18 protein-coding genes and 1 pseudogene are annotated in these 21,504 nt (G+C 62.1%); 10 read left to right on the top strand and 9 right to left on the bottom strand.

All coding sequences use genetic code 11. The features are described from left to right. The 5 genes and pseudogenes from C5J22_RS25985 to C5J22_RS25965 all read left to right on the top strand — a co-directional run. Positions 1-118: pseudogene (locus C5J22_RS25985) on the top strand (IS630 family transposase); the annotation flags it as partial. 329 nt (positions 119-447) lie between these two features. Further along, a complete protein-coding gene (locus C5J22_RS25980) occupies positions 448-1,734 on the top strand; it encodes an efflux RND transporter periplasmic adaptor subunit (protein ID WP_371412670.1) in 1,287 nt (428 codons plus the stop codon). An 11-nt stretch (positions 1,735-1,745) separates the two neighbouring features. After that, entirely contained in the window at positions 1,746-2,462 is a 717-nt protein-coding gene (locus tag C5J22_RS25975; RefSeq protein ID WP_105440580.1) for an ABC transporter ATP-binding protein, read from the top strand. Then, positions 2,452-3,657 (top strand): ABC transporter permease, encoded by a 1,206-nt coding sequence (locus tag C5J22_RS25970; protein ID WP_105440579.1) that lies wholly within the window; start codon positions 2,452-2,454, stop codon positions 3,655-3,657. Before C5J22_RS25975 ends, C5J22_RS25970 begins: the two co-directional genes overlap by 11 nt. A gap of 120 nt (positions 3,658-3,777) precedes the next feature. Further along, a complete protein-coding gene (locus C5J22_RS25965) occupies positions 3,778-4,401 on the top strand; it encodes a GntR family transcriptional regulator (protein WP_105440578.1) in 624 nt (207 codons plus the stop codon). A gap of 6 nt (positions 4,402-4,407) precedes the next feature. Here the strand turns inward: C5J22_RS25965 and sufA are convergent, their stop codons facing one another. From sufA to C5J22_RS25930, 7 genes are all read right to left on the bottom strand, one after another. Beyond that, positions 4,408-4,797 carry a Fe-S cluster assembly scaffold SufA gene (sufA, locus tag C5J22_RS25960; RefSeq protein ID WP_105440577.1) on the bottom strand — a complete coding sequence of 130 codons (390 nt, stop codon included), beginning with the start codon at positions 4,795-4,797 and terminating at the stop codon, positions 4,408-4,410. A 77-nt stretch (positions 4,798-4,874) separates the two neighbouring features. Next, positions 4,875-5,255: an SUF system Fe-S cluster assembly protein gene (locus C5J22_RS25955; protein ID WP_038586774.1), complete on the bottom strand. Its 381-nt coding sequence runs from the start codon at positions 5,253-5,255 to the stop codon at positions 4,875-4,877. 11 nt (positions 5,256-5,266) lie between these two features. After that, a complete protein-coding gene (locus tag C5J22_RS25950; RefSeq protein ID WP_105440576.1) occupies positions 5,267-6,508 on the bottom strand; it encodes a cysteine desulfurase in 1,242 nt (413 codons plus the stop codon). A gap of 13 nt (positions 6,509-6,521) precedes the next feature. Next, the gene (sufD, locus tag C5J22_RS25945) at positions 6,522-7,796 is read right to left on the bottom strand and encodes a Fe-S cluster assembly protein SufD (protein WP_105440575.1); all 1,275 of its coding nucleotides are present in this window, start codon (positions 7,794-7,796) and stop codon (positions 6,522-6,524) included. 25 nt (positions 7,797-7,821) lie between these two features. After that, entirely contained in the window at positions 7,822-8,577 is a 756-nt protein-coding gene (sufC, locus tag C5J22_RS25940) for a Fe-S cluster assembly ATPase SufC (RefSeq protein ID WP_105416098.1), read from the bottom strand. Positions 8,578-8,640: 63 nt separating this feature from the next. Continuing rightward, complete coding sequence (sufB, locus tag C5J22_RS25935; protein WP_105401464.1) at positions 8,641-10,110, bottom strand: Fe-S cluster assembly protein SufB; 1,470 nt, start codon at positions 10,108-10,110, stop codon at positions 8,641-8,643. Positions 10,111-10,258: 148 nt separating this feature from the next. Next, positions 10,259-11,425: a cysteine desulfurase family protein gene (locus tag C5J22_RS25930; RefSeq protein ID WP_105440574.1), complete on the bottom strand. Its 1,167-nt coding sequence runs from the start codon at positions 11,423-11,425 to the stop codon at positions 10,259-10,261. A gap of 242 nt (positions 11,426-11,667) precedes the next feature. On the opposite strand from C5J22_RS25930, the gene C5J22_RS25925 reads away from it, so the two are divergent. Further along, entirely contained in the window at positions 11,668-12,345 is a 678-nt protein-coding gene (locus C5J22_RS25925; protein ID WP_105401381.1) for an alpha/beta hydrolase, read from the top strand. Positions 12,346-12,401: 56 nt separating this feature from the next. Here C5J22_RS25925 and C5J22_RS25920 read toward each other — a convergent pair whose 3' ends face one another. Then, positions 12,402-13,589, bottom strand: a complete 1,188-nt coding sequence (locus C5J22_RS25920) for a diguanylate cyclase (protein WP_105440573.1) — start codon at positions 13,587-13,589, stop codon at positions 12,402-12,404. A gap of 266 nt (positions 13,590-13,855) precedes the next feature. Between C5J22_RS25920 and tyrS the strand changes: the two genes are divergently transcribed. Continuing rightward, complete coding sequence (gene tyrS / locus C5J22_RS25915; RefSeq protein WP_046667109.1) at positions 13,856-15,109, top strand: tyrosine--tRNA ligase; 1,254 nt, start codon at positions 13,856-13,858, stop codon at positions 15,107-15,109. 50 nt (positions 15,110-15,159) lie between these two features. On the opposite strand, the gene C5J22_RS25910 is transcribed toward tyrS, so the two are convergent. After that, positions 15,160-18,561 (bottom strand): AsmA-like C-terminal domain-containing protein, encoded by a 3,402-nt coding sequence (locus C5J22_RS25910; protein ID WP_105440572.1) that lies wholly within the window; start codon positions 18,559-18,561, stop codon positions 15,160-15,162. 127 nt (positions 18,562-18,688) lie between these two features. Here C5J22_RS25910 and bcp point away from each other — a divergent pair, with 127 nt between their 5' ends. The 3 genes from bcp to C5J22_RS25895 all read left to right on the top strand — a co-directional run bounded on the left by bcp (position 18,689) and on the right by C5J22_RS25895 (position 21,403). After that, entirely contained in the window at positions 18,689-19,156 is a 468-nt protein-coding gene (gene bcp, locus C5J22_RS25905) for a thioredoxin-dependent thiol peroxidase (protein ID WP_105440571.1), read from the top strand. A 13-nt stretch (positions 19,157-19,169) separates the two neighbouring features. Further along, a complete protein-coding gene (locus C5J22_RS25900; RefSeq protein ID WP_037082047.1) occupies positions 19,170-19,997 on the top strand; it encodes a ferritin-like domain-containing protein in 828 nt (275 codons plus the stop codon). A gap of 92 nt (positions 19,998-20,089) precedes the next feature. Beyond that, complete coding sequence (locus C5J22_RS25895) at positions 20,090-21,403, top strand: M23 family metallopeptidase (RefSeq protein WP_105440570.1); 1,314 nt, start codon at positions 20,090-20,092, stop codon at positions 21,401-21,403. Positions 21,404-21,504 lie beyond the last annotated feature (101 nt).

Genomic DNA, 21,504 nt, shown 5'->3' with positions numbered 1-21,504 from the left:
ACAAAAGCGCACCATCGATGACACCTGGCGTCACATCGGCAGACTGGTCGAAACAATCCTGCCCGACGAATGCGCCAACTATCTCACAAATGCAGGATATGCTTCCGTCAAAACATGAACCGCTCTAGCGTGGCAGACGCCTTGAGCGGCCAGAATAGCTGCGAAAGCGCAAGCCAATACAGAGAATTTTCTACAATAATACTATCAGTATACCGGTATTTTTATACACCATTACTATTTCCAGGCTTTCAGCGCAGGCCGAAACGGAAATTATTCTTTCGCTTCCATAGGTTACCGATATTTAAGTTTTATCATTTCCGGTTTCATGTCATTGAGAGAGCAGAAGAATTCCCTCCGGCGACCACGCTTCCGGCGGATTTGCGCCGCAGGACGGCGCAGCGGGAGATTTAGTCCCGGTTGTATCGCTACCCAGCAAAGGACAGACCGTTGAACGTGCAGAACACCCCCGACCCGGCAACAAAGACCAGCGGCACGCCCGATCTCGCCGCGATCCTGGCCACTTCGGGAAACCAGCGCAAGAAGCGCCGCTGGGTCTGGCCGACGGTCCTTGTTGTTGTCGTTGCCGCCGCGGCAGGCGCCTACAGCTATTTCGGCAGCAGCGGCCCGCGCTATGACTACACCACCCAGCCGTCAAAGCGCGGCGGCCTCTCGGTCATCGTCACGGCGACCGGCTCGGTCCAGCCGACCGATCAGGTGGACATATCGAGCGAATTGTCCGGCACTGTCCGCAAGGTCAATGTCAGCTACAACAGCGCGGTGAAACAGGGCGACGTGCTCGCCGAACTCGACACCAACAAGCAGGAGGCGGATGTCCAGAGCGCTCGCGCCCAGTTGGCATCGGCAAGGGCCAACGTGCTGAAGGCCGAAGCGGAAGCTGCCTCGGCCAAAAATTCGCTCGACCGCCTGACCGGCCTCGTCAGCAACCGCATTTCGACCCAGCAGGAGCTCGACGCGGCGAAATTTACCTATGATTCGGCGCTCGCCACCAAGGCCGTCAACGAGGCGTCCGTTCTTTCCGCCGAAGCCAATCTGCGGCTCTCGGAACTCAATCTTCTAAAGCTCAAGATCGTTTCGCCGATCGATGGAATCGTGCTGACCCGCGACGTGGATCCTGGCGCGACCGTCGCCTCCTCGCTGAATGCGCCGGTGCTCTTCACCATCGCCGGCGACCTGAAGCGCATGGAACTGCAGGTCGCCGTCGACGAGGCGGATGTCGGCAATGTCCAGGAAGGACAGTCGGCGAAATTCTCGGTCGACGCCTATCCCGACCGCAACTTTCCGGCCACGATCCAGGCGGTGCGCTTTGCATCCGAAACCGTCTCCAACGTCGTCACCTACAAGGCGATCCTGACGGTCGACAATGCCGACCTGCTGCTGCGTCCAGGCATGACGGCAACCGCCGACATCACCGTGCAATCGGTCACCGACGCGCTCCTCGTGCCGAACGCGGCGCTGCGCTACTCGCCGCCGACAACGGCGCGCAGCCGCGGCAACTTCCTCACCCGGCTTTTCGCACCGCCCCGGCCGCGCGGCAATCGCGGTGGCGACAATGCCTCGAGTGCAGGCCGTGCCGTCTGGGTGCTGCGCGCCGGCGTGCCGACACGGGTTCAGGTCGAGACCGGCCCGACCGACGGGCAGTTCACGGTGCTGAAATCCGGCGAGGTCAAGCAAGGCGACCTGCTGATCACGGACGCCGTCGCCCGGGCGAGCTGAGGAGGGTTTTGATGACGCTCCCTCCCATCATCACCTTCAGGCAGGTCTCGAAGTTCTACGGGCACGGCGAAGCGACGATCCGTGCGCTTGATCATATCGACCTGTCGATCACGGCGGGCGAGTTCGTATCGATCATGGGTCCGTCCGGTTCCGGCAAATCCACAGCGATGAACATCATCGGCGGGCTCGACGTGCCCACCTCCGGTGAATATCTGTTCCAGGGCATTCCGACGAGCGGCTTCGACCGCGCCCAGCTGACGCTGCTGCGGCGTCACATGCTCGGCTTCGTGTTCCAGGGGTTCAACCTGCTCGCCCGCACATCCGCTGTCGAAAATGTCGAGCTTCCGCTCGTCTATCGCGGCATGGATCATCGCGAGCGGCGCAGACGCGCGATGATCGCGCTGGAACAGGTGGGCCTCAAGGGGCGCGAGGGCCATACGACGCAGGAACTGTCCGGCGGCCAGCAGCAGCGCGTGGCGATCGCGCGCGCCATCGTCACCGATCCCGCCGTGCTGCTCGCCGACGAGCCGACCGGCAATCTCGACACCAGGACCAGCGCAGAGATCATGGAGCTGATCACCCGGCTCAACCGCGACAACGGCATTACCGTGATCATGGTCACCCACGAGGAGGACATCGCCGCCTATGGCAAGCGGCTGCTGCGCTTCATCGACGGTCATCTCGCTTCGGATCAGGCGCAGGTGAAGGAGCACGACCATGTTCTTTGAGACGGCGAAATTGGCCTGGCGTGCGATCAGCCGTAACATGCTGCGTTCCTTCCTCACCGTGCTCGGCGTGGTCATCGGCGTTGCAGCGGTCATCGCCATGGTGACGGTCGGCAACGGCACGACGGCGAAGGTGCAGGCCGAACTTTCCCGCCTCGGCACCAACACGCTGTTCGTTCGCCCGGGCCAATGGGGGCCGGGACGCGCCAGCAGCGAGGCCAAGCGCTTCAACGACAAGGATGTCCTGGCGATCCAGGAACAGGTGGCCGGGCTTCGCGCCGTGGCGCCCGTCAACCGCGGCACGGCGACCGTGATTGCCGGCGGCGCCAACCATTCGTCGAGCGTGATCGGCACCAACAACGATTATCTGATCGCCCAGGACTGGGACCTGTCGCTCGGCCGGTCATTCCTCGCCAACGAGGACCGCGGCAGCCAGGCTGCCTGCATCATTGGCGAGACGGTGCGCAAGGAACTCTTTGGCGCGGCCAATCCGGTCGGGCAGAATATCCGCGTCAGCAATATCGCCTGCCCGGTGGTCGGCGTGCTCGCCGTCAAGGGCCAGTCCGGCATGGGCGACGACCAGGACGACACGGTCATCATGCCCTTGAAACTCCACCAGCGGCGGATCGGCGGCACGACGACGATCAGCAGCATCATCCTGTCGGCGCAGGACGGCGTGGCGACCACAAAGGTCCAGTCGGACGTCGAAAGCCTGCTGCGCGAACGGCGCAGGATCGCGATCGGCCGCGAGGACGACTTCTCGGTCAACGACATGTCGCAGATTGCCGCGGCGATGACCGGCACGACGGTGCTGCTGACCGGCCTGCTTGGCGCGGTCGCGGCCGTGAGCCTGCTGGTCGGCGGCATCGGCATCATGAACATCATGCTGGTTTCGGTCACCGAACGCACCCGCGAGATCGGCATTCGCCTCGCGATAGGTGCGCTTGAGCGGCAGGTGCTGACCCAGTTCCTCGTCGAGGCGGTGATGCTGTCGATCTTCGGCGGCGTCAGCGGCATCGTTGCCGGCCTTGCGCTTGCCTATGGCGTCGTCAGCTTCCTCGGCGTGCCCTTCGTCGCCAGCCCGACGATCATCCTGCTTGCCTTTGCCTTCTCGGCAGCGATCGGCATGGTGTTCGGGTATTTCCCCGCGCGGCGTGCGGCGCAGCTCAATCCGATCGAAGCGCTTCGTCACGAATGAGCATCGCGCCTCTGGCCGCCAGGGCGCTGACGACCACTATATACCGCAGACTGATATATCAACTCGGCTTGCCATCCCAAATGCGACATGTCACCGTCTGATATATCAGAGAGGAACACCATGACTTCCGAAGCAGAATCGCTCAGCAGACAGGCCTATCACCGGCTTGAAAGCATGATCGTCACCATGAAGCTGCCGCCCGGTGCGCTGGTTACGGAAAAACAGCTCATCGGCCTTGCGGGCCAAGGCCGCACACCGGTGCGCGAAGCGATCCAGAAACTCGAATGGCAGGGATTGATGCGGGTGCGCCCGCGCGTCGGGCTGCAGGTCACCGAGATCATCGAGAGCGACCACGACAGCATCATGCAGGTGCGGCGCCAGCTTGAACCGGTTGCAGCAGCCTTGGTGGCGGAACATGCCAGCGATGAGCAACGCAGCGCCCTGCTCGACTGCGCCAAGGCAATGGGTGCCGCAGCGGCGACCGGTGACATTCACGGCTTCCTGGATGCCGACAAGCGTTTCGACGAGGTTCTGGAGGAGGCCTGCCCCAACCGGTTCCTGACGTCGGCGCTGGCGCCGCTCCAGACCCATTCGCGGCGGCGGTGGTTTTCGACGGCCTCTATCGAACGGCTGGATCAGGCCGTGACCCAGCATGTCGCCGTCATCCGCGCTATCCGGGCGGGCGACATCGAAGCGGCACGAAGAGCGATGGAGACGCTCCTCGCCTATCTGACGAATTCATGAAGGTAATCAGGCGTGGACTTCGGTTTCGCGCTGCTTTGCGAGCGCGGCGAGATCCGCAGGCTTCAGCTCGACCGATTCGCCGCAGCCGCAGGCAGACGTCTGGTTCGGATTGACGAAGGTGAAGCCGGAGCGCATCTGCGTGACTTCGAAATCCATCTGGGTGCCAAGGAGATAAAGCACGGCGGAAGGTTCGATCCAGACGCTCGCGCCGTCATGCTCGATCATGTCGTCCTTGGCATTGGGCTCGGTGACGAGATCGACCGTGTATTCCATGCCGGCGCAGCCGCCCTTCTTGATCCCGACGCGCAGGCCCTTGGCCTCCGTTCCGGAATTGGCGACGAGCTGCTTGACGCGCGTCGCCGCGGCATCGGTCATGGTCATAATGGCGAAGCCCATGGGCTCATTCTCCTTCCGCACACGGATTCAAGGTCCGGTGTTTCACGATTCAAATGTAGTACCGACCGATTAATCGATCAATACCAGCCGACAGCCACCTGGGCTTCTTCGGACATGCGCTCCGGCGTCCACGGCGGATCGAAGGTCATCTCGACTTCGACGCCGGACACGCCTTCGACGGCGCCGACGGCGTTTTCCACCCAGCCCGGCATTTCGCCGGCGACCGGGCAGCCTGGGGCAGTCAGCGTCATCATGATCTTCACCATGCGGTCGTCCTCGATGTCGATCTTGTAGATCAGACCGAGTTCGAAGATGTCGGCAGGGATTTCCGGATCATAGACCGTTTTCAGCGCTCCGATCACGTCGTCGCTCAGTCGCGCCAACTCATCGGCCGGAATAGCGGATTGGATCAGTCCTTCGCGGGCGTCCCACTTCAATTCCGTTTCATCGGCGGCCATGGCAATAGTCCTCAAGCAAAGAAATTTCGCGCGTAGTCGAGCGCATCGGCCAGCGCATCCACTTCGGCACGGGTATTATACATGCCGAACGATGCCCTGCATGTGGAGGTGACGCCGAAGCGCTTCAAGAGCGGCATGGCGCAATGGGTGCCGGCGCGGACCGCCACGCCCTTTCGGTCGATCACCATCGAGACGTCATGGGCGTGGACGCCCGCGAGCTCGAAGGAGAAGATGCCGCCCTTGCCCGGCGCATTGCCGATGATCCGCAGCGAGTTGATGGCGCGCAGGCGTTCCGCCGCGTAAGCGGCAAGATCCGCTTCATGACGGGCGATCGCGGCGCGGCCGATCTTGTCCATGTAGTCGAGCGCATAACCGAGCCCGATCGCCTGGACGATCGGCGGCGTACCCGCCTCGAAACGATGCGGCGGATCGTTGTAAGTGACGATGTCCTCGGTAACGTCGACGATCATCTCGCCGCCGCCCTGGAACGGCCGCATCTCCCTCAACCGGTCCGACTTGCCGTAAAGCACGCCGATACCGGACGGACCATAGAGCTTGTGGCCGGTCATCACGTACCAGTCGCAATCGATGTCGCGGACATCGACCGGCATGTGCACGGCGCCCTGGCTGCCGTCGATCAGAACCGGAATGCCGCGCTCGTGGGCGATACGGCAGACTTCCTTGACCGGAACCACGGTGCCGAGCGCGTTCGACATATGGGTGATGGCGACCAGTTTGGTCTTTTCGGTGAGAGACTTTTCGAAATCCTCGATATGGAAGGCACCCTCGTCGTCGACCGGCACCCAGACGAGCTTGGCGCCCTGCCGCTCGCGGATGAAATGCCAGGGCACAATATTGGAATGGTGCTCCATGATCGTCACGACGATCTCGTCGTCGGCACCGATATTCGGCATGCCCCAGCCGTAGGCGACCGTGTTGATCGCCTCGGTCGAGTTCTTGGTGAAGACGATCTCGTCCACCGAACCGGCATTCAGGAACCGGCGCACCTTTTCGCGCGACGCCTCATAGGCTTCGGTCGCCGCATTCGAGAGGAAATGCAGGCCGCGATGGACGTTCGCATATTCGCTGGAATAGGCGTGGCTGATCGCGTCGATCACCACCTGCGGCTTTTGGGCAGAGGCCCCGTTGTCGAGATAGACCAGCGGCTTGCCGTGCACCATCGTCGACAGGATCGGAAAATCCCGGCGGATCGCTTCCACATCGTAGGTCATCGAGGGTGCACTCTGGTCCATATCGGGCCCCTTCTCAGGCGTGTTTTTCAAGCCAAGCCGAGATGACGCCTTCCAGCGCCTCGACCAGCTTTTCTTCCTCGAGTTCCTCGACGATCTCGGCAACGAAGGCATTGACCAGCATGGCCCGCGCCTTGTTTTCCGGAACGCCGCGCGCCATCAGGTAGAAGAGATGGCTGCTCTCGATATCGGCAACCGTCGCGCCATGGCCGCAGACGACGTCGTCGGCGAAGATTTCGAGCTCGGGCTTGGCCGAGAACCCACCATCATCGGTCAACAGAAGCGTGTTGCAGGACATCTTGGCGTCTGTCTTCTGGGCATCCGGAGCGACCCGGATCATGCCCTGGAAGACGCCGTTGGCGCGGTCGAACACGACGTTGCGGATGATCTCCGTCGAGTTGGTGTTCGGCACGTTGTGGCCGAGAACGAGCGTGACGTCGGTGTGGCTTTCCGCGCCGAGCAGGTTGACGCCGCGCAGCGTCAGTTCGGCACCCTCGCCGGCCACGTCGATGCGCAGTTCCTGGCGCACCAGCTTGCCGCCGGCATTGATGACGAACAGGCGCAGCTTGGCATCGGTGCCGAGCTTTACGCGGATCTGGCCGAGATGGGTGTCCTCTGCGGCCTGTTGCTGCAGGATGATCCAGGTGATGTCAGCGCCGTCCTCCAGTGCGATGTCACTGATCGAGGACACAAGCGCTGAACCTTCCGCCACCGACCGGTGACGCTCGATGATCGTCGCCTTCGAAGCAGCGCCGAACGAGACCGGGAAGCGCGTATGGACCTGGCCCGCGCCGTGCAGGGCCTGCAGTTCGATCGGCGCATCCAGTTCCGTATTGGCCGGAACGGCGATCGCATAACCATCACGCACGAAGCTGCCGTTGATGCGGCCGATCGCGTCGTCCTTGTCGAGCGCCGTCAGGCCGGCCGCGGCTGAGCCGTCGGCGAGCCTGTCCCTGAAGAGCGCGATCTCGACACCGTCAACGGCGGCCTTCGCATCGGCAGTACCCTGCAGGATCGAAAGGACCTTCGAGCCCTCGACCAGAGGCGCGGCCGGATCGATTGCCGAAACGGTCGCGGCGTCTGGCAGGACGCGCAGCAGGTTCTTGAGGTCGGTATAATGCCAGGCCTCGATGCGGCGTGTCGGCAGGCCGGACTTCTTGAGATCGTCCAGAAGCCGGTCCCGCGTGCCGATCACGGCGCCATTGCCCGGCAGGTCGCCGATCTGCGCGCCGAAGGCTTCGACCAGCGCGGTTTCCGCAGCCGTGAGGCGGCTTGTCGTCTGCATGTTCATGACAACATCCTTCCCTTCGGGCCGCTTAAGCCGCTTCTCCGATGATATCGGCATAGCCGTTCTCTTCCAGCTCAAGCGCAAGCGCCTTGTCGCCGGAGCGGATGATCTGGCCCTTGTAGAGCACATGAACCGTGTCCGGCACGATGTAGTCGAGCAGGCGCTGGTAATGGGTGATGACGATGGTGGCGCGGTCCGGCGACTTCAGCGCGTTGACGCCGTCGGCGACGATCTTCAGCGCGTCGATGTCGAGGCCGCTGTCGGTCTCGTCGAGGATGCAAAGCTTCGGCTCGAGCAGCGCCATCTGCAGAATTTCGGCGCGCTTCTTTTCGCCGCCGGAGAAACCAACGTTGAGCGGGCGGCGCAGCATGGCCTGGTCGATCTTCAGCTTGTCGGCGGCTTCCTTGACGCGGCGGATGAAGTCCGGCGTCGTCAGTTCGGATTCGCCGCGCGCCTTGCGCTGCTCGTTCATCGCAACCTTCAGGAACTGCATGGTGGCGACGCCCGGAATTTCGAGCGGGTACTGGAAGGCGAGGAAGATGCCCTTGGAGGCCCGTTCGGCCGGGTCGAGTTCCAGAATGCTCTCGCCGTTATAGAGGATATCACCCTCGGTGACTTCGTAATCCTGGCGGCCCGACAGGATGTAGGAGAGCGTCGACTTGCCGGAGCCATTCGGGCCCATGATGGCCGCAATTTCGCCGGCCTTCACGGTGAGGTTCAGGCCGCGGATGATCTCGGTGCCGTCTTCGGCGATGCGTGCGTGCAGGTTCTTGATCTCAAGCATGTTTCTTATCCTTCCGGATTTATTCGGTGACGCGTCAATGCGCGATATTCGGACAGCGGGCCATCAGCCCACGGAGCCTTCGAGCGAGATGCCGATCAGCTTCTGGGCCTCGACGGCGAATTCCATCGGCAACTGCTGGATGACGTCCTTGACGAAGCCGTTGACGATCAAGGCGATGGCTTCCTCTTCGGGAATGCCGCGCTGCATGACGTAGAACTTCTGGTCCTCGGAAATCTTCGAGGTCGTCGCTTCGTGCTCGATCTGTGCCGATGCGTTCTTCACGTCGATATAGGGCACGGTATGAGCACCGCACTGGTCACCGATCAGGAGCGAGTCGCAATTGGTGAAGTTGCGGGCATTGGAAGCCCGGCGGTTGATCGACACCTGGCCGCGATAGGTGTTGTTCGAATTGCCGGCGGAAATGCCCTTCGAGATGATGCGGCTCGACGTGTTCTTGCCGAGATGGATCATCTTGGTGCCGCTGTCGATCTGCTGATAACCGTTGGAAACGGCGATCGAATAGAACTCGCCGCGGCTATCGTCGCCGCGAAGAATGCAGCTCGGATATTTCCAGGTGATCGCCGAACCGGTCTCGACCTGCGTCCACGAGATCTTCGAGCGGGCGCCGCGGCAATCGCCGCGCTTGGTGACGAAGTTGTAGATGCCGCCCTTGCCCTGGGCATCGCCCGGGTACCAGTTCTGGACCGTCGAATATTTGATCTCCGCATCGTCGAGAGCGATGAGTTCGACCACGGCGGCGTGAAGCTGGTTCTCGTCACGCTGAGGAGCCGTGCAGCCTTCGAGGTAGGAAACGTAAGCGCCTTCCTCGGCGATGATCAGCGTGCGCTCAAACTGGCCGGTGTTCTTTTCGTTGATTCGGAAATAGGTGGACAGCTCCATCGGGCACCGTACGCCCTTCGGCACGAAGACGAAGGAACCGTCGGTGAACACGGCGGCGTTCAGCGTCGCATAGAAATTGTCCGAGGTCGGAACGACCGAACCCAGGTATTTCTTGATCAGCTCAGGATGTTCGCGGATCGCCTCGGAGATCGACATGAAGATCACGCCGGCCTTCTGCAGTTCCTTCTTGAAGGTGGTCACGACCGAGACGGAGTCGAAGACGGCATCGACGGCGACCCGGGGCGTCTCGACGCCAGCCAGAATCTCCTGTTCGCGCAGCGGAATCCCGAGCTTCTCGTAGACCCTCAACAGTTCCGGATCGACTTCTTCGAGCGACTTCGGGCCGGCGCTGCTTTTCGGCGCGGCATAATAGTAGAGGTCGTTGAAGTCGATCTTCGGATATTCGACGCGTGCCCAGGTGGGCTCTTCCATGGTCAGCCAGCGACGATAGGCGTCGAGACGCCATTCCAGCATCCATTCCGGCTCCTGCTTCTTGGCCGAGATGAAACGGATGATATCTTCCGAAAGACCCTTTGGCGCCTTGTCCACTTCGATGACGGTTTCAAAACCGTATTTGTACTGGTCCACATCGATTAGGCGAACCTGATCGATTGTTTCCTGCACGGCAGCCATGTTCATACTCCAATTCTTGCCGGTTCAAATTCCGGCAATTCTTGTCATCAATCCGGGGGGACAATTGCCTCCCTTATGTAGGCGCCAGAAGGCGGTTTTCACACCTTTTGGCAAGCGGAAATTTGCGCATCCGCATTTTTGGAAGCGGTCACGCCGCCTCGCCCGCCGGTTTTCGCCGGCCGGCAATCTTGGCGAAGGCGGCCAGCGCCTGCGCGATATCATCTTCGGTCGTGTCGACGCCGAGCGAGATCCGCAGAGCACCGAGCTTCGGATCATGCCCCATTGCCGTCAAAACATGGCTTTCGCCAACCTTTCCGGCCGAGCAGGCGGAGCCGGCGGACAGAGCGATGCCTTCGAGATCGAAAGCGATCTGGCCGGTCTCCGACTTCAGCCCCGGCAAAGTGAAAAAGCAGGTATTCGCTACGCGCAGAACTGCCTCGCCATGGATGATCGCATCGGGCGCCGCCTGGTGCATTCCCGCTTCCAGCCGGTTGCGCAACTCTTCGATTGCGCCATTGCGGTCATGAAGGTTTTCGCGCATTGCTTGGGCCGCCGCGCCGAACCCGACCACGGCATGGAAATTCTCGGTGCCGGAGCGATGGCCCTTTTCCTGGCCGCCGCCGCGGATCAGCGGTTTCGGCATCAGCACCTCGCCGCGCGAGACGAGCGCGCCGACGCCCTTCGGACCGCCGATCTTGTGTGACGACAGGATCAGGAAATCCGCATCCAGCGCATTGATGTCCACCGGAATGCGGCCGACCGCCTGCACGACGTCCACCACCATCAGGCCGCCATGGGCGTGAGCGATCGCGGCAGCTTCCCGCACGGGCTGAATGATGCCGGTCTCGTTATTCACCAGCATCACGGCGACCATCGGCATGCCGGTGCTGCCGTCGTGTTCGGCCAGCAGCGCCTCGAGTGCGGAAAGATCGACGATACCCGCCGGCGTCACCGGCACTTCGGTCACCTGCGCCGGATCGAAGCGACCGCCTTCGCGGATCGCGGGATGCTCGATCGCAGAGACATAGACGCGGCCCATCGCCAAAGGCGCCCGGCCCATGCGGAAATCCGGGGTCAGGACGTGATTGGCCGCTTCCGTCGCGCCGCTGACGAACGTCACATGCGCAGGCTCTGCACCGACCAGCGCCGCCACCTGCCGGCGCGCCTTGTCAATTGCGGCGCGTGCCGCCCTGCCCTCGCCGTGAACCGACGAGGCATTTCCCGGCAACTGCAGCGCATCCAGCATGGCGGCGCGGGCCGGCGCGCTCAAGGGCGCCGTCGCGTTCCAGTCCAGATATGTGCGGTTCAGCGCCATTGCCTGATCGGCTTCCGTTTCTAGATAGATGTTGAATTACAGATGGGGCGGACGGGGACCCGCATTTTCCTTGAAATTTCCGTCGGCCTTGCCGTAAGAGACATCGCATCGGGCGCGCATCCAGCATGCAGCCCAAAGTTTCGAATGGTTCTAAACTGAGTTTTAGAAAAGCTGAGCGGCTTCGTCAAGTCCAACTCGACGTGATACTCGTCTAGAACCTGAACATATTGACCGGAGTACCGATGCCCGAAGTCATTTTCAACGGCCCAGCCGGCCGCCTTGAAGGTCGTTACCAGCCATCCAGGGAAAAGAGCGCCCCGATCGCCATCATCCTGCACCCGCATCCGCAGTTTGGCGGCACGATGAACAACCAGATCGTCTACCAGCTCTTTTACATGTTCCAGAAGCGCGGTTTTACCACCCTGCGGTTCAATTTCCGCGGTATCGGGCGTAGTCAGGGCGAATTCGACCATGGCGCCGGCGAACTTTCGGATGCCGCCTCCGCGCTCGACTGGGTGCAGAGCCTGCATCCCGATTCGAAGAGCTGTTGGGTCGCCGGTTACTCCTTCGGCGCCTGGATCGGCATGCAGCTCCTGATGCGCCGTCCCGAGATCGAGGGTTTCATGTCGATCGCGCCGCAGCCGAACATCTACGACTTCTCGTTCCTCGCCCCCTGCCCGTCGTCCGGCCTGATCATCAACGGCGACAGCGACAAGGTGGCGCCCGAAAAGGACGTCAACGGGCTTGTGGAAAAGCTGAAGACGCAGAAGGGCATCCTAATCACGCACCGGATGGTCGAGGGCGCCAATCACTTCTTCAACGCTCAGGTGGACACGCTGATGGCCGAATGCGAGGATTATCTCGACCGCCGCCTCAACGGCGAACTGGTGCCGGAACCGGCGGCCAAGCGCATTCGCTGATCTGTTTCCAGAACTGTTGGGAAAAACTATCGGAATGGCCGCCTCGGCGGCCATTTTCATTTGACGGCTTTGATCGATTTCGGCTGCGGGGAGCCGATGTGCGGCGCCTGCCTGACGCGGTTGCGGCCGGAGCGCTTGGCTTCGTAGAGAGCGGCATCGGCGTCCCGCATCGCCCCTGCAAGATCGCCGCCCGGCGCAAGCTCCGCCACGCCGAAACTCGCGGTTACCGCGAAGGAGGGCGCAAGCCCGCTTACAGCCATCTCCATCGTCCCGCCCCTGAGCGCCTGCGCAGACAGTGTCGCCATGTCGAGCGTCGTGCTCGGGAGGAAGATCGCGAATTCTTCGCCCCCGATACGGCCGACCACCGCATTCTTGGCAGCGCTTGTCTGCAACAGATCGCCGAAGGCCTGGATCACAAGGTCGCCGACGTGGTGGCCATAGGTGTCGTTGATGCGCTTGAAATGATCGAGATCGCAGATAATGACCGCGTGCGCGGCCTTCGGCGCCAGCGCCATCGCGGCCTTGACGCCATTCTCGAAGCCGCGGCGATTGGCGAGACCTGAAAGCGCATCCTTTTCCGAATTGCTGCGCTCGTCCGCCATGATCTCCAGGACCAGAACCGACAGCAGCGTCAATCCGACCGCGACCATCAGCACCGCCGTCGAGCTTTGCGAGATCAGCGCGTAGTTGGTGCCGATATAATCCTTGGCGGTCGTGCCCGCCCCCGCGATCACCGCAAGGCTCGCCTTGGCGAAGAAATGCAGGCCAGTCACCAGCAGCAGATAACCAAGTGCCCGGTCGATCGCCAGCCGGCGGGTCGATGAAAAGATGGCCGCCGCGCTCGAAAGGAGCGTCAATGCAAACGGTGTCTGGTAGGAAAAGGCATGTGCGGCAGTTCCGCGCGGCAGGTCGTAGATCAGCAGGTCGAGGCAGATGCCCGCCGCCAGGAAACAACCCGCCCAGACGGGCGCGACCTTGCGGCCGTAGAGACTGCCGATACCGACCCTGAGCAAGGTCATGCCGCCGAGCACTGATGCGAAGGCGCAGATTGCCCAGAATTTCGTGAGATACGCATAGGCGACCAGCAATTCGCAGACTGACGAGAGCGAGGCGACGGTAAAAGCGGCGGCAAACCAGAGCGCAGCCGTCCGCGAGCGGCTGCGCGTGGAAACCACAACGAAAACCGCGCCGAAGCATATGGCGATGATAAAATTCACCGCGAGGAAAAAGGCAGCCCCGTTCATCAGCCCATCAGTGCAGGAGACCTGCACACCACCCGGTTACCGTGTCCGGGCCGGATGTTAAAAGCGTATGAAACAAGAAACCGTTAATGCATAAACTGCCTTTTCGCACTCACTATTGCGTCTCGGGAACTGCATGGTCCCTTGGTGGCCGCCGCCCATTCGTCGCGCTGATCACACCTAACATCACTTTTGAAGTGATTACCGGCAAAAACAGTGCTAGAGGCGCGGCCACATATCCCAAAACCCCACCCTGCCAGAGTTAGATCATGTCCAGGTTCAAGTCCGATTTCCTCCGCACGCTCGACGAGCGCGGTTTCATCCACCAGGTCTCCGACGAGACCGGGCTCGACGAACTGTTTTCCAAGGAAATCGTCACCGGCTATATCGGCTTCGACCCGACGGCGCCGAGCTTGCATGCCGGCAGCCTGATCCAGATCATGATGCTGCACTGGATGCAGAAGACCGGCCACCGGCCGATCTCGCTGATGGGCGGCGGCACCGGCATGGTCGGCGACCCCTCGTTCAAGGACGAAGCCCGCCAGCTGATGACCATTGACACGATCGAAGGCAATATCGCTTCGATCAAGCGCGTCTTCTCGAACTATCTCGCCTATGGCGAAGGTCCGAAGGACGGGCTGATGATCAACAATGCGGACTGGCTGCGCAGCCTCAACTACCTCGAATTCCTGCGCGACGTCGGCCGGCATTTCTCGGTCAACCGGATGCTGTCTTTCGAGAGCGTCAAGACGCGCCTCGATCGCGAACAGTCGCTGTCCTTCCTGGAATTCAACTACATGATCCTCCAGGCCTATGATTTCGTGGAACTGGCCAAGCGGACCGGCTGCCGGCTGCAGATGGGCGGCTCGGACCAGTGGGGCAATATCGTCAACGGTATCGACCTCGGTCACCGCATGGGGACGCAGCAGCTTTTCGCGCTGACTTCGCCGCTCCTGACCACGTCTTCCGGCGCCAAGATGGGCAAGTCGGCGACCGGCGCCATCTGGCTCAACCCGGACATGTTGTCTGCCTATGATTTCTGGCAGTACTGGCGCAACACCGAGGATGCCGACGTCCCGCGCTTCCTGAAGCTTTACACAACGCTGCCGATGGACGAGATCGCGCGGCTTTCAGCGCTCGGCGGCTCGGAGATCAACGAGGTCAAGAAGATCCTCGCAACCGAGATCACGGCCATCCTGCACGGTCGCCCAGCTGCGGAAGAAGCGGCAGAGACCGCCCGCAAGACGTTCGAGGAAGGCGGGCTTTCCGAAAACCTGCCGTCGGTCGAGGTTCCCACCGCCGATCTCGAAGCCGGGATCGGCCTCCTGTCGCTGATCGTGCGCGCCGGCCTTGCCGGTTCGAACGGGGAAGCACGCCGTCACGTCCAGGGCGGCGCGGTACGCATCAACGACCAGGCCGTCAGCGACGAACGCATGACCATCGGCACCGGCGAAATCACTGGCGACGGCGTCATCAAGCTCTCGCTCGGCAAGAAGAAGCACATCCTGGTGCGCCCGGCCTGAAACCGCTCTCCTCAGCAATGAATTGAAACGGGCCGCTTTCGCGGCCCTTTTTATTGGAATTCAAAGATCTGGCGGAAAATGCCGGGCGCGATCAGCGACAGCGGGTTAACGGTCAGCCTCGGCTTTTCGAACGGGCCTTCGAGCTTGAAGGTGATGCCGAGCAGGCCGCGATCGCGGCCGTTGCCGAGAATGGCGCCGATCAGCGGCAGCTCGCCGAACAGGCGGTTCAGGCCGTAAGCCGGCATGAATGTTCCGGTCATCTCCATATTGCCCTTGGCATCGCGGACCAGGCCCTGGAAGGTCGCACCGATCTGCTCGCCGCGCACGACACCGTTTTCTATGGCAAACGAGCCATTGCGATAAAGCAGGCTTGCAAAACCGCGCTGGAATTTGGCCGAATTGACATCGATGTTCTTTTTCGTGGCCGTGTTCAAGCTGCGGCCTTCCTGATCCGGCGTCGCGACGAGAGACTGGAGCTTGGTTTCGTTGACCAGCGCGAAATTGCGCAGGTCGATGGCGCCGGTCCAGGCATCGCCCTGCGCCTTCAGGCGCAGGTTCAGGAGCCCGCCGCGCATGTTGTCGTAGAGGTTCATGAAGCGGATGATAGCGCCCGCGTCGCCGCTGGTGATCGATATCGTGTCGCCTGCATTCATCTCGCTGACGACCGCCTGACCGCTTTCCGTCGAGCCGGAAAAATCGGCCGTCGAGATATTGCCGCCGCGGCTTGAAAACAGGAACGACACGTTCGAGAGGGTCTGGTCGTTGAAGCCGATCATGCGGTCGAGCTTGCCGCGCACGGTGGCGTTGCTCGTATCGTCGTCACCGCGCTTGGCGCCGCTGCCGCTCTTTCCGCCTCCGCGGATCTTGGTGACGACAGGTCGCATATCGACGACGGAGCCGCTGATCGAGACGTCGAAATTACCCTTGGCGCGTTTGACGCTCACCGCATAATTGTCGGACGGCGAGAGCTGCATATGCGAGAAGTCCGCCGACGTCAGGCTCCCGCCATTGAGCGCGAAGCTGCCGCGCGCGCCAAAACCGTCGCCGGAGAGTTCGAAGTTGCGGATATCGGAACGCCCTCCGGTGTCAGACAGCTCGAACTGCGCCTTTGCTGGAATGCCGCCGCCCTTGGTCCAGCCGAGCCACGGGATGGAAAGCGTCGCCCGGCTGAGATCGAGCGAGACCGTCTGACGGGTTTCATCGATCCGCGTCAGCTGAGCCGTCACCGTCCCATCAATGACGTCGGAGAGACCGGGGGCGAGTTTTTCTCGCTGATCGTTGTTGAGAACGGTCTTGATGATCCGCTCGCGCTTCGTCGGAGAGCCCGGACCGACGGGTTCGACCAGCGTGATATCGGCCGGCACATCATCGATCTTCCCTTTGGCGCTGAGCCGCGCCGTCAGGTTGTCGATGTCGAGCGTGCCATCCAGATCGCCGATCTTGCGACCGGAAAATTGCGGGCCGAGATCGACGCCTTCGAGAGCGACATGGGCGTTCCAGGTGGGCTTCGGCGGGTTGTGCGCCAGGATCAGCCCCATATGGGCCTTGAGATCGACGCGCGCATGGCCGGTAAAATCCTCCGGCTTGAATTCGGTCCCCTTCAACGCATTGATCGGTCGGAAATTCGCAAGCTCGGTCATCGCGTCGGCGGGTCCGGCAATCTTGAGCGAAAGGTCGGCCATCAAAGGCTTGGCATAGGTGGACGGGATCGAGAACCGGCCGCCTTCGACGGCGACGAAACGACCGGACGGGAAGAAGGAGGAGGCGCGCGCGACATCGACCTGCATCACCTCGCCCTTCAAATCAAAGCGGCCGTCGATATCGCGCAGCGGGGGCACGTCGCCTGGCAGGTTGATCCGGGCATTGGCGAGATCGAAGCCGATCTGCAGCTCGTTCTTGTCGAGCTCCATCGGAATGCCAGGCCCCTTCATCCGGCCGGCCGGAATGAAGACGGCGATCGAACCGTTGGTAATGGTGCCGCCGAACATATTGTCCATCACCCAGTCGCGCGGTTTCCGCGCCATCCAGAACGGCCAGAGCTGTTTGACCCCGGTCACTTCCATATGCGGCAGCTGCGCGCCGAAACTGATCTCTGGAGACTGGTTGCCGAACCGTACCTTCAGGGAGCCGGCCATGCGGCCGAGGGGGCTGGAAACCGCCATTTCATCGAACTGAAGCTCGCGATCCGCCGACAGGTAACGCCCGTTCGCCTTGAGATCGAAGCGCGCAGGCTGCTCGCTTGTCGTGGCGCCGACGGCCGTCGCCCCGCTGATCAGAACGTCGAGGCCGAAACCGGGACGCTTGTCGTCCGGGTTGAGCCTGTCGAGATCGATCACCGCGCCCGTGAACGGCAGGATGGTCGGGCCGAAACGGGCTTCGGACTTCAGCAATTCGATCGAATTCTTCGAGAAGTCGTAGGCCACATTGATATTGGCGCCGCTCAAGATCTGCTGGATGCCGTCGAAATAGAAGTGGCCGGGCGACTGGCGAAGGGTCGCGGTGATAGCCGGCTTTACGGCCTCACGTGAGCGAACCGCGGAAAGATCGAGATCGAGGGAGCCCTCGATCCCCTCGCGCGGCCGGCCATCCTCGGTTCGCTGCAGCATGAAAGATGTCACTTCGAGGCCCGTCAACTTGGCCGAGAGCGACGAGGTGACCCCTTCGACGGTCTTCGACGCCGCCACGAGAACCGCCTTGCGGCCGTTGAGGCTGATCGCACCGTTGATCTCGACCTCTCCTTCGGCGCTGCGCGTGAGCTCGAGATCGTCGACGACCAGCGCGATCGGTTTGCGTCCGGGTGCTGCCGGCAGCAGGATTTCGATACCGGCGATGCTGACGGAGCCCGTCCCGGTTCGCTCGATGAGCGCGCGTGCTTCGTCGAGGCGCTGGAAAATTTCTTCCAGCAGCGCCGGCATGGCGTCGATGCGGAGTTCCGAGATCGGCAGCGGATCGCCCGACGGCAATTGCGCGGTGTCGAGACGGATATGTTCCGCCTCCATATGCTTGATCGACACCCGGCCGCCGAGAAGCGCCAGCGGATCGACCGCCATGCGCATGGCGCCAGCGCGGCTCAGATGTTGGCCGGTCGCCTGTTCGACGATATCGACGTCGCGTGCCTCAAGCGCAAGGCGCAACCTCGAATCGAACCGGATGGCCGTCGAGCCAACCGTGGCTACGTAACGCGGACCGATGGCGTTGTTGATGGCGCTCTGGGCGCGCGACGAAAGCGTGCTGTCGACCATGCCGCCCTCGATCGCGAAAACGGCGCTGCCGATCGCAAGAAACACCAGCAGGAGGAAAAGCAGCACGGTCTTGCCGAATCGCCTGCCCCGCCGGCTTGGCAGCGGGCAGTGCACGATGATCGGATCTTCGACCTGCGCGGAAGGCAATTCATGCAGCGGAACGAGTTCTTTCCGGCTGAAACTGACCCTTTCTCCGCGAATTTCCGACATCAGGTTGAGGACTCGTCTTTCTGCAATGGTATTCGGACCGGGCGCGACCGCTCTGGACGTCGCTCGGGCGAATATATACCGATTGCGGCAAATATCACTCACGATACCGGCGAAAGAAAGGAAATCCATGGCCAACCTGACCATTGGCGACATCGCACCGGACTTCGAACTTCCACGCGACGGCGGCGGCACCGTTTCCCTCAAGGCTTTTTCGGGAAAACCCGTCGTCCTCTACTTCTATCCCAAGGACGACACAGAGGCCTGCACCAAGGAGGCGATCTCGTTTACGGGCCTTTTAGCCGATTTCGAAAAGGCCGGTGCGCCGGTCATCGGCGTATCGCCCGATAGCGTCAAAAAGCATGACAAGTTCGCCCAGAAACACGCGCTTTCGGTCATTCTCGCGGCCGACGAGGACACTTCCCTTGCCAATCTCTATGGCGTCTGGAAGGAGAAGAGCATGTATGGTCGCACCTATATGGGTGTGGAACGCACGACCTTCCTGATCGGCGCCGACGGGCGCGTCGCCCGGATCTGGCCGAAGGTGAAGGTAAAAGGGCATGCCGAGGAGGTGCTAGAAAGCCTCAAGGCGTTGTAAGCAGGAGACATCGATGGCGGGCGAGTTTTCGATCACGTCGCTTCGGGGCGGCGCAACGGCGGCAATCCTGTCGGCCGATCTCGATATCAAGACGCGGCTGGCGCAGGAGACCGCCACCCGCTGGTTCGAACGTCGGCTGTCGCTCCGCTCGCCGCTCGATCCGCCCCTGCCCGAGCGGCCCGGCCGGCCGGCAAAGCCCGAGCTGGTGCCGCCGAAGGCAGTTGGCAAACGTTCGCTGCACACCGTCAACGGCCGTATCGCGACGCTGCATGCGATCGCCCATATCGAGCTCAATGCCGTCGACCTGGCGCTCGATATCGTCGCCCGCTTTGCGACCGAGCCGGTGCCGAACTCCTTCTTCGACGGATGGATGCAGGTGGCTTTCGAGGAGGCCAAACATTTCCGGATGGTGCGGGCTCGGCTGAACGACATGGGCGCCGACTATGGCGACATGCCCGCCCATGACGGCCTCTGGCAGGCGGCCCATTCCACCCGCAACGACCTTACCGCCCGCCTCGCCGTCGTGCCGCTCATTCTCGAAGCCCGCGGGCTCGACGTAACGCCATCGCTGCAGGCGAAGATGCGCGAGACCGGCGATCTCGAAAGTGCAGCCGTTCTCGACGTAATCTACAATGACGAAAAGGGCCATGTGGCGATCGGCGCGAAATGGTTCCGCTTTCTGTGCGCCCGCGAGCGCAAGGATCCGGCCGCGACTTTCCAGCAGCTGGTGCGCGCCAATTTCCGTGGATCACTCAAGGCACCGTTCAACGATATCGCCCGGGCCGAGGCGGGCCTTACGCCGTCATTCTACCGATCGCTGACCTCCACCAGCTACGCTTGAACGCCTCGATTAAAGCGTTCGTTAACCATATCCATGTGTAATCCCACCAATGGGAACAGCGGCCGGACGAGTCGCATCTCCGGGAGATCCGCGTGGCGAAGGGAACCGAAAACCGGGTATTTGGGAAGCGGGCGCCCCAGCACGTTCTCATTTTCGCCAGCGGTGAAAAGATCCGCCACATGACCATCCGGCCTTGGATGGCCGCGTTGACCTTCTGTTTTCTCGGCGTTTTCGCCATCGGCTATCTCGGTGCCACCTCCTATCTGGTCATCCGCGACGACCTGATCGGTGCGACGATGGCGCGGCAGGCTCGCATGCAGCACGATTACGAGGATAGGATCGCTGCGCTGCGCGCCCAGCTCGACCGCATCACCTCGCGCCAGCTTCTCGACCAGCAGGTGGTCGAGCAGAAAGTCGAAAAGCTGCTGGAACAGCAGAACGCCCTCTTTTCGCGCCACGGCAAACTTGGTTCTCTTCTGAACCGCGCCGAGGAGTCCGGCCTCACGACGCCTGAAACACCGGCACCGACCGTGTTTCAGCCGCCGGCCAAGGAACGCCAGGCCTCGCTTTCCGGTGGCAGCGGCGGCGTCAAGGCGATCGAGAAACTCCTCTCGGGCGAAACTTCCGCCACGCCGCTCCAGATGTCGACCGCGCTTGGTTATGCGCCGCTCCGCGAAAACATCGCCGACAGGGCCGATCGGGTCTTCTCCAGAGTGACGCTGTCGCTGAAGAACATCGAGAAGGAACAGCTTGCCAAGATCGCCAACCTGACGACCGGCGCCTCGGAAACCGCAGATGCGATCGCCGCAATCCTGAAGCGGACGGGCGTCGAGGTGGCATCCGCAGACAAGGTGACGGAAGACGCCACGAGCGGCGTTGGTGGCCCCTATGTCGCACCGCAAACCCAGATCGGTGCCTTCGATGCCTCGCTCGACGAACTCGATGCCGCACTCAGCCGGCTGGAAGCCGTGCGCGAGACGGCGCGCGACCTGCCCTTCGGCAATCCCGCGCCCGGCCGTCCGGTCACCAGCCGCTACGGCAACCGCATCGATCCCTTCCTCGGCCGGCTTGCGCTGCATGCGGGGATCGATTTTCAGGCCTCGACCGGCGACGACGTGAAAAGCACCGGCGCCGGCAAGGTGGTATCGGCCGGCTTCACCAGCGGTTACGGCAACATGGTCGAGATCGACCATGGCCAGGGCATCGCCACACGCTACGGCCATATGTCGAAAATCCTGGTGAAGGAAGGTGACGAAGTGGCTGCCGCGGACGTGATCGGCAAGGCAGGCTCGACCGGCCGCTCCACCGGCCCGCACGTCCACTACGAGGTCCGCCGCGACGGCAATCCCATCGATCCCGTGCACTTCCTCAATGCCGGCATGAAGCTCACCACCTACCTCAATTGAGGTAAGCTGTCGGCCAAAAGGCAATCCTTTGCCGGCAGAACGATAGCCGGCTTGCCCCGCGAGCATCTTCATTCACCAATCCGGCGGCCAATCGCCTTGCT

The organism is Neorhizobium sp. T25_13, assembly GCF_002968675.1.
Lineage (GTDB): Bacteria > Pseudomonadota > Alphaproteobacteria > Rhizobiales > Rhizobiaceae > Neorhizobium > Neorhizobium tomejilense.
This window is presented reverse-complemented; position numbering and strand designations above follow the sequence as displayed.

What these genes read in the sequence shown, in the direction of transcription:
- C5J22_RS25965 (WP_105440578.1), top strand. Translation starts at nt 3,778, where the DNA reads ATGACTTCCGAAGCAGAATCGCTCAGCAGACAGGCCTATCACCGGCTT.
- C5J22_RS25950 (WP_105440576.1), bottom strand. Translation starts at nt 6,508, where the DNA reads ATGGACCAGAGTGCACCCTCGATGACCTACGATGTGGAAGCGATCCGC.
- tyrS (WP_046667109.1), top strand. Translation starts at nt 13,856, where the DNA reads ATGTCCAGGTTCAAGTCCGATTTCCTCCGCACGCTCGACGAGCGCGGT.
- C5J22_RS25925 (WP_105401381.1), top strand. Translation starts at nt 11,668, where the DNA reads ATGCCCGAAGTCATTTTCAACGGCCCAGCCGGCCGCCTTGAAGGTCGT.
- C5J22_RS25920 (WP_105440573.1), bottom strand. Translation starts at nt 13,589, where the DNA reads ATGAACGGGGCTGCCTTTTTCCTCGCGGTGAATTTTATCATCGCCATA.
- C5J22_RS25955 (WP_038586774.1), bottom strand. Translation starts at nt 5,255, where the DNA reads ATGGCCGCCGATGAAACGGAATTGAAGTGGGACGCCCGCGAAGGACTG.
- C5J22_RS25910 (WP_105440572.1), bottom strand. Translation starts at nt 18,561, where the DNA reads ATGTCGGAAATTCGCGGAGAAAGGGTCAGTTTCAGCCGGAAAGAACTC.
- bcp (WP_105440571.1), top strand. Translation starts at nt 18,689, where the DNA reads ATGGCCAACCTGACCATTGGCGACATCGCACCGGACTTCGAACTTCCA.
- sufB (WP_105401464.1), bottom strand. Translation starts at nt 10,110, where the DNA reads ATGGCTGCCGTGCAGGAAACAATCGATCAGGTTCGCCTAATCGATGTG.
- sufA (WP_105440577.1), bottom strand. Translation starts at nt 4,797, where the DNA reads ATGGGCTTCGCCATTATGACCATGACCGATGCCGCGGCGACGCGCGTC.
- sufC (WP_105416098.1), bottom strand. Translation starts at nt 8,577, where the DNA reads ATGCTTGAGATCAAGAACCTGCACGCACGCATCGCCGAAGACGGCACC.
- C5J22_RS25930 (WP_105440574.1), bottom strand. Translation starts at nt 11,425, where the DNA reads ATGGCGCTGAACCGCACATATCTGGACTGGAACGCGACGGCGCCCTTG.
- C5J22_RS25975 (WP_105440580.1), top strand. Translation starts at nt 1,746, where the DNA reads ATGACGCTCCCTCCCATCATCACCTTCAGGCAGGTCTCGAAGTTCTAC.
- sufD (WP_105440575.1), bottom strand. Translation starts at nt 7,796, where the DNA reads ATGAACATGCAGACGACAAGCCGCCTCACGGCTGCGGAAACCGCGCTG.
- C5J22_RS25970 (WP_105440579.1), top strand. Translation starts at nt 2,452, where the DNA reads ATGTTCTTTGAGACGGCGAAATTGGCCTGGCGTGCGATCAGCCGTAAC.
- C5J22_RS25900 (WP_037082047.1), top strand. Translation starts at nt 19,170, where the DNA reads ATGGCGGGCGAGTTTTCGATCACGTCGCTTCGGGGCGGCGCAACGGCG.